A 12889-nucleotide genomic window follows, 5' to 3' on the forward strand; every position below is an offset into this window, starting at 1 on the left:
TTAACCTCAGCTCAGGCAGCGTCGTCAGCGTCGGTGGCGTGGTACACGCGATCGAGGCGCTGCATCAGTACCGCGTAGACGAACACCAATACCACGAAAACAAAAAGTGACCCCTGTTGTGCGAACCAAAATCCGAGCCGATAGCCACCAAATTCCAGCGCGTTGAGCGGTTCGACCAGCAAAATGCCGCACCCGTATGACGCCCCAAAGCCGATGAATAACAGCAGCGTGAGTAGATTTAGATGCGCTCGCCAATAGTCAGCACGTTTTTCTGGCGTCATAGTTATCCCCGCGTTTGGTTATGATGCGTCGTCTGGATGCGGCCAGCGGTGGTAGCCGCGCCGCATTGTCTGGGTGCGTCTGGCAGGCTGTCAATCTGACCCCGCTCGCCGCACACATCCAAAGCATCGCGTTGTTCATCCCGAATTTGAGACAGTATTCATGCACTATATCAGTACCCGAGGCGGAATCGCGCCAATTGGTTTTGCACAAGCGGTAATGATGGGCCTGGCGACCGATGGCGGTCTGCTGGTACCGACCGCTATTCCAACCGTCGATGCCGAGCGCCTGCGCATGTGGGCCGGCTTGAGTTTTCCAGAATTGGCGCTGGAAATCACGACGTTATTTATTGGCGATGATATTCCACGCGCCGATTTAAAAGCACTCATCGACCGTTCCTATTCGACCTTTACCCATCCCGAAGTCACGCCGCTGGTCACGGCGGGCACAACGCGCATTCTCGAATTATTTCACGGCCCAACCGCCGCTTTTAAAGATATTGCGTTGCAATGGCTCGGCAATGTTTTTGAATATCTACTCGAACGCGAAGGCGGGCAATTAAATATCGTCGGGGCGACATCAGGTGATACCGGCTCGGCGGCGATTTATGGCGTGCGCGGTAAAGCGCGGATTCAGATTTTTATTCTGCATCCCAAAGGGCGGGTCTCACCGATTCAAGAACGGCAAATGACCACCGTTCTTGATGCCAATGTGCATAATATCGCGGTGCGCGGTACCTTTGATGATGCGCAAAGCATCGTTAAAACCCTGTTTAATGATCTGCCGTTTAAATCTGCCTATCAACTCGGCGCGGTTAATTCAATTAACTGGGCGCGGATTTTAGCGCAGACGGTCTATTATTTTTATGCTTGGGGGCGGCTCACGGGTGGCGAGATCAACCAGCGCATCAGCTTCTCGGTACCGACCGGCAATTTTGGTGATGTCTTTGCCGGTTATATCGCTAAACGCATGGGCCTGCCAATTGAACGGCTGATTATTGCCACTAATCGCAATGCGATTTTAACGCGCTTTATTCAAACCGGCGTGTATGCCGTCGAGCAGCAGGTACATCAAACACTCAGTCCAGCGATGGATATTCAGCTTGCCTCGAATTTTGAACGCTATCTCTATTATTTATATAACGGCGATACCGCGCAGGTTCGTGCCCGCTTAGATGATCTCCAGCGCACCGGTCAACTCAGCGTTTCCGACGCGCTGCATCAACAAGCGCAGGCCGATTTTGCGGCCGTCGCGGTGAATGATGCCGAAACGCTCGATCAGATTCGCGCCACCGAACAGGCCAGCGGCTATATTCTTTGTCCACATACTGCTGTTGGTGTGCGAGCAGCGCAGGACTGGCCAGACGCGGTGTGTTTGGCGACGGCGCATCCAGCGAAGTTCGGCGAAGCGGTGGCCGAAGCGATTGGCCGCGAAGCGCCGCCGCCGCTCGCTTTGCAGGGACTGTTAGATCAAGCCGCTCGTTGCAGCGAACTGGACGCAACCGCAGCGGCTGTTAAAGCACACATCGAGGCAACATTGTCGGGCGTAGCCAGCGCATGAACGCCGTCGCTACACACGAAACGTCGCGGCGCGTTCTCATCATGGACACGACACTCCGCGACGGCGAGCAAACGCAGGGTGTGTCATTTTCGCCAGACGAAAAACTCAACATCGCCAAAGTGTTACTCGAACAGGTGCGGGTTGACCGCATCGAGGTCGCCTCGGCGCGGGTATCGAGCGGCGAAGCGCGAGCAGTGGCGCAGATTATTAACTGGGCCGCTGAACGTGGATTAGCCGAACGGGTCGAGGTCTTGGGGTTTGTCGATGGCGGCGCAAGCGTTGATTGGATTCACAGCGCGGGCGGTCAAGTGATTAATTTATTGGCTAAAGGCAGTGAAAAACACTGTCACGGGCAATTAGGTAAAACACTGGATGCGCATGTTGCTGATGTCCGCGCAACCATTCAACACGCACAGGCGCGGGGCTTGCGCGTCAATCTTTATTTAGAAGATTGGTCGAATGGCTATCGGGATCATCCCGATTATGTCTATGGGCTGGTTGCGCAATTAAGCGATGTCGGAATTGGACATATCATGCTCCCCGATACGCTGGGCGTGATGACTCCAGATCGCGTCTTTGCCGCGTTGTCCGATATGGTTGGACGCTTTCCAACCCTACGTTTTGATTTCCACCCGCATAATGATTACGGATTAGCCACAGCGAATGTCTTAGCTGCTGTACAGGGTGGTGCGGCAGGTGTGCATTGCACGGTGAATTGTCTCGGCGAACGGGCGGGTAATGCGTCATTAGCCGAGGTTGCGGTGAATTTACGCGATCAATTTGGCTATGAACTCGGTATTGATGAGACGCATCTAGCGCGGGTGAGTGAATTAGTCGAATCCTTTTCCGGCAAGCGCATCGCCGATAACACGCCGATTGTTGGCGCGGATGTCTTTACGCAAACCGCCGGAATTCATGCCGACGGTGATAAAAAAGGCAGTCTCTATCACAGTCGCTTATCACCGGAACGCTTTGCACGGCGGCGCAAATATGCGCTGGGCAAATTAGCGGGCAAGGCATCGCTGGCAAAAAATCTCGAACGGCTCAATATTGAGTTATCGGAAGATAATCAGCGCAAAGTCTTAAAGCGTATTGTGGAATTGGGTGATTCCAAAAAAACCATTACGACTGAAGATTTGCCGTTTATCATTGCCGAGGTGCTGGAAAGCAAAGATTATCATCACGCCGAACTGTTAGCCTGTACCATTACCTCGACTCTCGATCTCGAATCAATGGTCGGCATTAAAATTCGGCTTGATGAGCAGATCTTCACCGGCAGCGGAATCGGAAATGGCGGTTTTGATGCCTTTACTAATGCGCTTGGGCGGATTCTCAAACGTCAAGGTCTGACGCTGCCGTCATTAGTTGATTATGAAATCCGTATTCCGAAAGGCGGGCGCACGGATGCACTCACCGAATGCAGCATTACTTGGCAAACCGAACGCGGTGAGTTACGCACGCGTGGTGTTCATGCGAATCAGGTATTTGCGGCAATCAGTGCAACCATGCGGATGTTAAATATTCAATTGCATCGGGCGGCGACATCGGGCAGTGGTGAATTAACTTGACACCGGTATGTTAATGCAATGAATACGCTGCTTTCTGGGCCGACATGGATTATTCATTTATTGACCGTCAGTGAATGGGCCATCGCGATGGGAATATTCTGGCGCTATGGGCAGGTATTGCAACGCGCTGAACTGCAAATATTCGCGCTCTGTATGGGGCCGCACCTGCTGTCAGGATTACTCATTCTCGGCTTTCATTTCAGCGGCGATACTATGCGTAGTTTGCTGGAATTATCGCGGCTGACGAATTGTATCGGGAGCCTGCTATTGCTGGCAGCAACCGCGACGCTATTACCGGCGCTGCGTGCGTGGCGGCGGTGGATTTGGGCGAGTATGCCACTGGTGCTCATCGCAATTGGGTGGGCGCAGTGGCCTTTATTCGGCACACACAGCGCCGCCCTATTACAGGCAGCGAATAGCGCCTATCTGCTGTTTTTGCTGATGTTGCTCTGGGTATATCGCGCCGAGCCAGTGCTATTTTCACCGCTGACTTTGGGCGGTTTTTGGTTTTTACTGGTATTTGTTGCAGTCACGATTGTGACAACGCGCTTTGCAACAGTCGAATTAGGCTTGCCCAGTTTAGCGCACGCTGATTGGCTGCATGGGCTGAGTGAAAGTCTGCTTTCAATTGCGAATCTCTGCGTCGCAATAGGGGGATATCGTCGGCTAAAACAGGCGCAGGGTAATGAATTGGTGCGATCACGCAATGATTGCAGCAATCTCTTCCAGAACCCAGGTTAATTCAGTGCCTTTGGAGGGAAAAACAGTCACTGCACCGTTTTTGGCGACATGCTTATGGTGGGGGAAGGTCGCAATATCCGGCCAATGTTCGGCGTTATCCCAGCGCATAATAAGCTGTTGGTCTGATGTTTGCCATTGATACGCATATTTCAACATACAGCCGTTAAGAACGATTTGCCGGATATGGGGCGGGGCTGACTGCCATCAACGAAAAGAATCTGCGCTTTCAGTCTGAAATCATCGCCTTCGCGATCAAAATGCGTGACTGTCCAAGATTAAATAATGCGGCTGTAACGCTCGATTAAATCAAGCAGCATAGCGGATGGCGTCCAGTTTTTCCCGCCATCCGAGCAAGGCGCGATGCGCAAACTCCCAATCCATCAAATCATCATCTGCCTCAACATCTTCCTGATGTTTGATTGCTTGAATGCGCTGACGGAAGGTTTCAAACGATTCGGCATATTTGGCTTCAAACACTGCGCATTCAGCTTCATAGCGGCTGATTCTGGCGAGGGCAAGTAGGGTAACATGCTCTTTGAGTGCTACGGATTCCTGCTCACCTACTTGCCGTAAAATGTCTGCAACCGTCATCGAATCAGCCCCTGCTTAATACGAATGCGCATTCAAATCACGCCACCGATTGATAATACAAATTCTGCGGATGACGTGCTTCGGCGAAGAACGACCAGCGTTCAATCAATAATCCAGCGAATTGAATGAAAAACGCCGTAATCGGCAGGCTTGATGAGCCGATCAGATACGACAGGCCAATTAACAGCACCGGCAGCGGAAACACCAGCACGATATAAATCATGCGTAATTGCTTGACCAACACCGGACTGCGCCCGTGAAAAAATTCGCGGGTATTAAAACTGCCGCCGGTTGCGCCCTGGGCTTTTTGAATGACCGTTGCATGACGCACACCGATTGCTGTTTGAACAGTGCTTTTATATTTCAAGCGGACATTGCGCCGCAGATGCGCTAACCGCGATGCCAATGCAATGAGCGTCAGAATCACCGCCCACGTACCATAGAAGGTCACCAGCGGATTACCGATATAGGCGGAATAGGCCGCAGCCAGCATAAAACCCGATGCGGCACCGAAAAAGAGGAAATTGCTGACCGTGAGCGGGGTATGCCATTCCTGTATAAAGCGCACGGCGGCATAAATCATTGCAGTGCAAATAAACAGCGCCAGACTCGCCACCGTTCCCAACACGCCAAGTAATAGCGTTAGATCGACTTGCAGCGCTGCGCCGACCTGAAATAGCGGCTGCGTCCAGCCAAACCAGTGCGCGACGCCATAGGCAAATACCAGCGTCATCACCAGCGGCAGAATAATCACTTCACGCGATAACCATGACGTGCGCCACATTGCGGCGGCTCGCCAACCGCGCTCCGGTCGCCCGAGATGGAAAAACGATGCGCCCAGTCCGGCGATCAGCAGCGCCAGCGCAACCAAGCTGCCGATGGCATAAAACTGGTCGGTCTGGGCGGGCAGAAAGCGGGCAATGGCATATAACTGCCCGGTGACCATCGCCAGATAAAGACCCTGACCGGCACCGATCAGCGTGGTCAGAAAGATGACGGAAAAAGCTGGATGCATGGGATTCGATCCTGAAGGGCGGATTACCAGGCCACGTCGTCGAGGGTTTCCTCGCCGGTGTAATCGGTGAGATCTTCGCGGCGCAAGGGGTTATCAACGCGGGTGAGTTCCTCGGGATCAATGTGCAGCCGCATCTTTTGACGCGGCAGATAATGATTCGAGGGCTGCGTGCCCCATTCGGGCATAAGCTGATAGCCGCCGCGCTCGCGGATGGCAATGGATACCTCAGAATCGGGATCATGCACATCGCCAAACAGTCGCGCACTGGCCGGACAGGCGAGCACGCAGGACGGCTTGCGGTCGCGTTCGGAGAGCTTGGCGTCGGTGATGCGGTCGATACAGAGCGTGCATTTTTTCATCACCTGTTGTTGCGCATCGAGTTCGCGGGCGCCATAGGGACAGGCCCACGAACAGTATTTGCAGCCGATGCACTTGTCATAATCGACCAGCACCACGCCGTTATCCGCCCGCTTGTACGATGCGCCGGTCGGACATACCGGCACACAGGGCGGCTCTTCGCAGTGCAGACAGCTTTTGGGGAAATGCAGCGTCTCGGTATTCGGGAAGGTGCCAATCTCGAACGTCTGCACACGGTTGAAAAAGGTGCCAGTCGGCGACCCTTCATAGGGGTTTTGATCCACCAGCGGGCCAGCCCAGCCGGAGGTATTCCACTCTTTACAAGATGTCACGCAGGCATGACAGCCGACGCAGACGTTGAGATCGATGACGAGGGCGAGTTGAGTCATTAGTTCAGCCTCCAGCCGCCAGCCGCCAGCCATCAGCGCCGAGCATGGCGCGTGTGGCTGGGGTTCGGGCCGGTCGTTGAAGGGTCATTTTTTGCCAAATACACCGGCGACATAGGCTTGCCATTTACCGCGTGGTTGGTCTTGTCCGGGCAGGCGCGGCATCGGCTTGAACTGGGGCGCGGTGACTGCGGGTTCACCGGCTTCCGCTTTATAAACCCGCACCCGCACATCGAACCACGCCGCCTGTCCGGTCACTGGATCGGAGTTAGAGAGATGTTCGCCAGCGTCGTGCGCGGGCAGTTCTTCGCTGATGATGTGATTGAGCAAAAAGCCTTTACGCGCTTCATCGGCATTCGGAGCCAAGCCCCACGCGCCCGCGCCCTTGCCAATCGCGTTCCATGTCCAGACCGTGCCCGGCTCGACGGCTTCAGAAAACCGGCACATGCAGCGCACCTTGCCGTGCGGGGATTCGACCCACACCCAATCGCCGTCATCAAAGCCATTGGCGAGACCAACTTTCGGACTCAAGAACAGATAGTTATGACTATGGATCTGGCGGAGCCACGCATTCTGGCTGTCCCACGAGTGATACATCGCCATCGGGCGCTGCGTGAGCGCGTTGAGCGGATAGCGTTGGGTATCGGTAAAACGCGATTCCAGCGGCTCATAATAAAACGGCAACGGATCAAAATAGGTCTCGACGCGCTGGCGCAGGCGCTCAGGTGGACGCCGCCCAGGCCGTTTGCCCTGCGCCGCCAGCCGGAAACGCTGCAACACTTCGGAATATAGATGCAGCGTGATCGGCTCGGCGTAGCGCACCATGCCGTGCGCCCGCGCCCAGTGCAGATAGCCCTTGTTCCAGTTGCGCATATATTGATAACTGCGCGGGAGTTCATGGTGATAAACGCAGTTGTTTTGCGCGTACATCTCCCACTGATGCGGATTCGGTTCGCCTTTCAAAAACTGATCGCCGCTTTTGCCGCGCCAGCCGGCCAAAAAGCCGATGCCCGATCCCGGCGAGGTCTCGTAATTGACGATGAAATCGGGGTAGTTGCGATATTTGCGACTGCCGTCGGCATTGGTGAACGCTGGCAGCTTGAGCCGCGAGCCAAGTTCAACCAGCACCTCTTGAAACGGCTTGCATTCGCCCTTCGGTGGCAGCACTGGAATCCGCACCGAATCAACTGGGCCGTCAAATTCCGAGATCGGGCGGTCGAGCATCGACAGCACATCATGGCGCTCCAGATAGCTGGTATCCGGCAGCACTAAATCGGCAAAGGCGACGGTCTCGGAGGCGAAGGTATCGCACACCACGAGGAATGGAATCTTGTATTCGCCGTTCGGGTGCTTATCGACCAGCATCTTGCGCACCTCGACCGTGTTCATGGTCGAGTTCCACGCCATATTCGCCATAAACAGCAACAGCGTATCAATTGGATAGGGATCGCCGCGCCAGGCATTGGTAATGACGTTGTGCATCAGGCCATGCACCGACAGCGGATATTCCCACGAAAATGCTTTATCCAGCCGCAGTGGTTCGCCCGCTTCATCGACGAACAGATCTTCCGGCTTCGATGGCCAGCCGAGCGGCATGCCGTCGAGCGGGGTATTCGGCTGCACTGCTTCCGGGCCGTGCGGTGGTTTTGGGCACGGTGGAATCGGGCGCGGATAGGGCGCTTTATGCCGAAAACCGCCCGGACGGTCGATGGTGCCGAGCACGGTCATCAACACGCCGAGGGCGCGGATGGTCTGAAAACCGTTAGAGTGCGCCGCCAGTCCGCGCATCGCATGAAACGCGACCGGATTGCCAGTCACGGATTCGTGTTCATCATCCCAGCAATCCGTCCACTTGATCGGCAGTTCGATTTTCTGATCGCGGGCGGTCACGCCCATTTCATGCGCCAAGCGGCGGATGGTCTCAGCCGGAATGCCGGTAATCGGTGCCGCCCACTCCGGGGTATATTGCTCCAGACGTTCCTTGAGCAATTGGAACGACGGTTTGACCGGCGTGCCGTCGGGTAGAACATAGCTGCCCATCAGGCGCGGATCGACGCCGGGCGTATGGGTACTGATCGGGCCGTCGATGTCACGATCCCACCACAGCTTGTTCTGCGGATCGAAGCAATCCGGCTCAACGTGCATCTCGGCGCGATAAAACAGGCCATGATCGTCGCGGCTCGGATCGTCGATCACCAGCTCGGCGGCATTGGTGTAACGCACCAGAAAATCGCGGTCGAACAAGCCTTTATCGAGAATTTCGCGGGTGATAGCTAAAATCAGCGCCCCGTCGGTGCCGGGCTTGATCGGCACCCATTCGTCGGCGATGGCTGAATAGCCAGTGCGCACCGGATTGATCGAAATAAACCGCCCGCCGCGCCGTTTGAACTCAGAAATAGCGATTTTGAGCGGATTAGAATGATGATCTTCAGCGGTGCCGATCATCACGAACAGCTTGGCGCGTTCCAGATCCGGGCCGCCGAACTCCCAGAACGAACCGCCGATGGTGTAAATCAGCCCGGCGGCCATATTGACCGAGCAAAAGCCGCCATGCGCGGCATAGTTGGGCGTGCCGTACTGCTTGGCGAACAGACCGGTGAGCGCCTGCATCTGGTCGCGGCCGGTAAAGAGGGCGAATTTTTTCGGATCTTCAGCGCGTAATTTGGCCAGCCGCTCTTCGAGCAGCTTAAAAGCGTCATCCCACGAGATCACCTCAAAGGCACTCTCGCCGCGTTCGGCATTGGCCTTGCGGCGCAGCGGTTGCGTGAGCCGCCCGGGGGAATACTGCTTCATAATCCCCGAACTGCCTTTGGCGCAGATCACGCCCTTATTGAGCGGATGCTTGGGGTTGCCGTCGATATAGCGCACCTCGCCATCACGCAGATGCACGCGGATCCCACAGCGGCACGCGCACATATAACAGGTCGTCTCCTTGACCTCGACGCGACCGACGAGGCTATCCGAATGACTGGCTGGATCCTGCATGGGGGGCACCTTTCGCGGGGAATGACGGAAAGACAATCACAGCATTCTAATCGCCACTGGCCCGCGCTTTCAAACCCGTTCAATGCTCTGCATTAAGAATTCGCAATAAAAAGGCCGCGCATGGCGGCCTGTTTCGAGCAGAGCAGAGCGAAGCGGGAGAGCAGATCAGGCGGCGCGGTACTCGACCGGCAGCCAGGCGCTCAGACGCTCGCGCTCCTGCTTGACATCGACAGTAAAAAAGTGATTGAGGACTTCGAGTGCTTCCGTCAAATCCTGACACGGCCACTCGCTGGTGACGGTGCGGCAGTTCCAATCTTCGACATGGAAGCAGTAGTGACCGCCTTTTGCGGCTCCTTCGACGTCAAAACGGAGTTGATAACCGGTAGAGGTTTCGGGATCCCATTTATAGCGGATCGTATTAGCGTTGGACTCGAACATATCCTGGCCTGCAATAGATAAAATGAATGATGAAATGCGGTCGATGGCGGCTAACCAGAGGCGTTAACTCGAAGATGAGTCATACGCGCAACAGCGTTTGTCTCATTTCGTCTGCATATAGCCGTCTTATGGCTGTATTCTAGTACATGGATGCAACATACAACAACTGTTGTTGGTGCGAATTTTGTGCAAAAAACGTGATCTCTTGGGCAATTCTGAAAATCGGCACGCGCTGTGGGGGATTTGTCGTGTGCCGACGCGGGGCGGTGTGCCTGTGCGATTTGCACAACATCGTACAGACAGGGCTGATTATCGCGAGCAGATTAGCTGTGGTAGAAAGCGGACGCTTGCGGGGGTGGGTTTCAAGCTCAAGAAGTTGGTGCTTCGTGACTAGAAAAAACCGCCCCTCGGAGAGCTATCAGATAGTGTTAAATTTTTTGGTAGTGCCCTGATTCGTAGGATCAATTGAGCCAGTGGATGGCTATCTAGCTAAATTGAACGCATCTTAAATCCTTTAGATTGGGGCATTACCCCCAAGCGCATTGAAACCATTTTTGACCAGTTGTTTAGCGTAGCAGTTTGGACAATGCATTGAGACAAACCTCTTGAGCGTCAGATTTGATACAGTCTATCGCAATCAATAATTCCTATCGATTAAGGCACTACCAAAATTCGCTGATGAACACCTCCCCTCTACTTGCCTCACTCAACGCTGCCCAACGCGAAGCCGTTGCCGCTGCACCCGGTCATCTGCTGATTCTCGCTGGTGCGGGATCGGGCAAAACCCGCGTTCTCGTGCATCGCATCGCGTGGTTGATGCAGGAACAACAGCTGCCAGCCGGATCGATTTTGGCCGTCACCTTCACTAATAAAGCCGCCCGCGAGATGCGAGCGCGGCTCGATGCCATGCTCGGCGCTCCAGTCAGTGGGATGTGGGTCGGCACCTTTCACGGTCTCACCCATCGCTTATTACGTGCCCATTGGCGCGAAGCGCGGCTGCCGCAACAATTCCAAATTCTCGATTCCGACGATCAGGTGCGACTGATTAAACGCTTGCTGAAAGACCTACAACTTGATGAAGCGCGTTTTCCACCGCGTCAGATTCAGGGCTTTATCAATCGGCATAAAGATAATGGCTTACGCCCGCAACATCTGACCGAAACCGGTGATTTTGTTGGCGACCGAATGCTCGCGGTTTATCGTGAATACGAAGCAGCCAGAACGCGCACAGGTTCACTCGATTTTGCTGATTTATTGTTGTGTGCGCTAGAATTACTCCGCGACCGTGCCGATCTGCTTGAGTATTATCAGCATCGCTTTCGGCATATTCTGGTTGATGAATTTCAGGACACCAACGCGATTCAATATGCGTGGTTGCGATTGCTCGCCGGTCAACACAATGATTTATTTGTCGTTGGTGACGACGATCAATCAATTTATGGCTGGCGCGGAGCGAAGGTCGAAAATATTCAATCCTTTCAAATTGATTATCCGACAACCCGCACGATTCGCTTAGAACAAAATTATCGCTCAACCGGCACCATTCTCGCCGCTGCCAATGCGCTGATTGCGAATAATCCGACCCGCTTAGGAAAACAGCTATGGACGCAGGATGGTGCGGGCGAGCCAATTTGCGTTTACACCGCATTTAATGAAGTCGATGAAGCGCGATTTGTCGTCGAGCGTATTCGTCAATTTATTGCGACTGGGCAGCGGCGCGATGCGTGCGCGATTCTGTATCGCACGACGGCGCAATCGCGGCTTTTTGAAGAGGCGTTGATTCAAGCTGCTATTCCATATCGTGTTTATGGTGGATTGCGCTTTTTTGAACGCGCTGAAATCCGCGATGCGCTGGCGTATCTGCGCTTGATGGCCAATCCCGACGATGACGCGGCGTTTGAGCGTGTGGTCAATTTGCCGACACGCGGTATCGGTGAACGCACCGTCGATTTGCTCCGCGAGCAAGCGCGGGCGGCGGGTGTTTCGCTGTGGCGAGCGGCGCAGGAACTCAGTAGCAGCGGCGCACTCAGCCCCCGCGCCAGCACTGCGCTACGCGGCTTTTTGACCCTGATTGACGCGCAGCGCACCGCCCGCGCTGGGCAGTCGTTGAGTGCATTGACTGAGGGCGTGATTGCGGCGATTGGCTTGATTGAGCATTTCAAGCACAGCAAGGACGGCAAGGGTCAGGATCGTATTGAGAACCTAGAGCAGCTCATCGAGACGGTTGCGCGGTTTGAGCAGGATCTACGCGACGATGACGGCGATCCGCTCGGCATCTTTCTCGCTCATGCGGCGCTGGAGGCCGGTGACGCTGAGGCCGATCCGTTCGAGGACAGTGTGCAACTGATGACGCTACACAGTGCGAAAGGGCTGGAATTTCCGCTGGTATTTTTGGCGGGATTGGAAGATGGACTGTTTCCGCATAGTCTGTCACTCGATGATCCGGCGCGGCTGGAGGAAGAGCGGCGGCTGTGTTATGTCGGCATGACCCGCGCTATGCGGCAACTCTATCTCACGCACGCCGAAAGTCGGCGGCTGTATGGACGCGAGGAATACACCACGCCGTCGCGGTTTTTGCGCGAAGTTCCAGCGGAGTTGCTGGAGAATGTGCGCGGCGGTGGCGTCGCTCGCCGGTCGTTCACCGCTCCGGCTAAAACTGCGCCCGCGTCGATCACTGACCCGCCGCGTCGTCAACATCCGACCGCCGCGAAAGCGCCCGACGGCTTCACCCTCGGCCAGCGTGTGCGGCATCCGAAATTCGGCATCGGTGTCGTGCGCAACAGCGAGGGACGCGGCGCCCAGACGCGCATTGAAATCGAGTTTTCCGGCGGGATTGGCAAAAAATGGCTGGTATTGGCCTATGCGCGGCTGGAAGCGGTTTAACTGCGGTCAGCGTCTCAGGGGCCACCCGCAACAATGGCGTATAATGCCCGTCTCACCTTTCGCTCGATAGCGAGCGGCGCGTTTCT

General features: G+C 55.1%; 11 protein-coding genes. 4 read left to right on the plus strand and 7 right to left on the minus strand.

The genetic code is table 11. From position 1 onward, the window contains the following. Nucleotides 1-11 precede the first annotated feature (11 nt). Complete coding sequence (locus tag BLW10_RS00520) at nucleotides 12-281, minus strand: sodium/substrate symporter small subunit (protein ID WP_091331444.1); 270 nt, start codon at nucleotides 279-281, stop codon at nucleotides 12-14. A gap of 160 nt (nucleotides 282-441) precedes the next feature. Here BLW10_RS00520 and thrC point away from each other — a divergent pair, with 160 nt between their 5' ends. From thrC to BLW10_RS00535, 3 genes are read left to right on the plus strand one after another with little or no spacing between them, the layout of a single operon-like run. Then, nucleotides 442-1839, plus strand: a complete 1398-nt coding sequence (gene thrC / locus BLW10_RS00525; protein WP_091331446.1) for a threonine synthase — start codon at nucleotides 442-444, stop codon at nucleotides 1837-1839. 41 nt (nucleotides 1840-1880) lie between these two features. Further along, on the plus strand, nucleotides 1881-3407 hold the full coding sequence (locus tag BLW10_RS00530) for an alpha-isopropylmalate synthase regulatory domain-containing protein (protein WP_091331521.1): 1527 nt from the start codon (nucleotides 1881-1883) through the stop codon (nucleotides 3405-3407). Nucleotides 3408-3425: 18 nt separating this feature from the next. Then, nucleotides 3426-4148 (plus strand): DUF2499 domain-containing protein, encoded by a 723-nt coding sequence (locus BLW10_RS00535; RefSeq protein WP_091331448.1) that lies wholly within the window; start codon nucleotides 3426-3428, stop codon nucleotides 4146-4148. Here BLW10_RS00535 and BLW10_RS14505 read toward each other — a convergent pair. The 6 genes from BLW10_RS14505 to BLW10_RS00565 all read right to left on the minus strand — a co-directional run bounded on the left by BLW10_RS14505 (nucleotide 4107) and on the right by BLW10_RS00565 (nucleotide 9920). Then, nucleotides 4107-4304: a toxin-antitoxin system TumE family protein gene (locus BLW10_RS14505; protein WP_091331449.1), complete on the minus strand. Its 198-nt coding sequence runs from the start codon at nucleotides 4302-4304 to the stop codon at nucleotides 4107-4109. The genes BLW10_RS00535 and BLW10_RS14505 overlap by 42 nt on opposite strands. A gap of 150 nt (nucleotides 4305-4454) precedes the next feature. Further along, nucleotides 4455-4739 (minus strand): hypothetical protein, encoded by a 285-nt coding sequence (locus BLW10_RS00545; RefSeq protein ID WP_091331451.1) that lies wholly within the window; start codon nucleotides 4737-4739, stop codon nucleotides 4455-4457. A 37-nt stretch (nucleotides 4740-4776) separates the two neighbouring features. After that, nucleotides 4777-5754 (minus strand): sulfite dehydrogenase subunit SoeC, encoded by a 978-nt coding sequence (gene soeC, locus BLW10_RS00550; protein ID WP_091331453.1) that lies wholly within the window; start codon nucleotides 5752-5754, stop codon nucleotides 4777-4779. 23 nt (nucleotides 5755-5777) lie between these two features. Further along, nucleotides 5778-6500: a sulfite dehydrogenase subunit SoeB gene (gene soeB, locus BLW10_RS00555; RefSeq protein ID WP_091331522.1), complete on the minus strand. Its 723-nt coding sequence runs from the start codon at nucleotides 6498-6500 to the stop codon at nucleotides 5778-5780. An 84-nt stretch (nucleotides 6501-6584) separates the two neighbouring features. Then, a complete protein-coding gene (soeA, locus tag BLW10_RS00560) occupies nucleotides 6585-9482 on the minus strand; it encodes a sulfite dehydrogenase subunit SoeA (protein ID WP_091331455.1) in 2898 nt (965 codons plus the stop codon). 165 nt (nucleotides 9483-9647) lie between these two features. After that, complete coding sequence (locus tag BLW10_RS00565; RefSeq protein WP_091331457.1) at nucleotides 9648-9920, minus strand: hypothetical protein; 273 nt, start codon at nucleotides 9918-9920, stop codon at nucleotides 9648-9650. A gap of 678 nt (nucleotides 9921-10598) precedes the next feature. Between BLW10_RS00565 and uvrD the strand changes: the two genes are divergently transcribed. Continuing rightward, nucleotides 10599-12803, plus strand: coding sequence for a DNA helicase II (gene uvrD, locus BLW10_RS00570; protein WP_091331458.1), 2205 nt, complete (start codon nucleotides 10599-10601; stop codon nucleotides 12801-12803). Nucleotides 12804-12889: the final 86 nt, after the last annotated feature.

The sequence above is a fragment of the Allochromatium warmingii genome, assembly GCF_900107145.1.
Lineage (GTDB): Bacteria > Pseudomonadota > Gammaproteobacteria > Chromatiales > Chromatiaceae > Thermochromatium > Thermochromatium warmingii.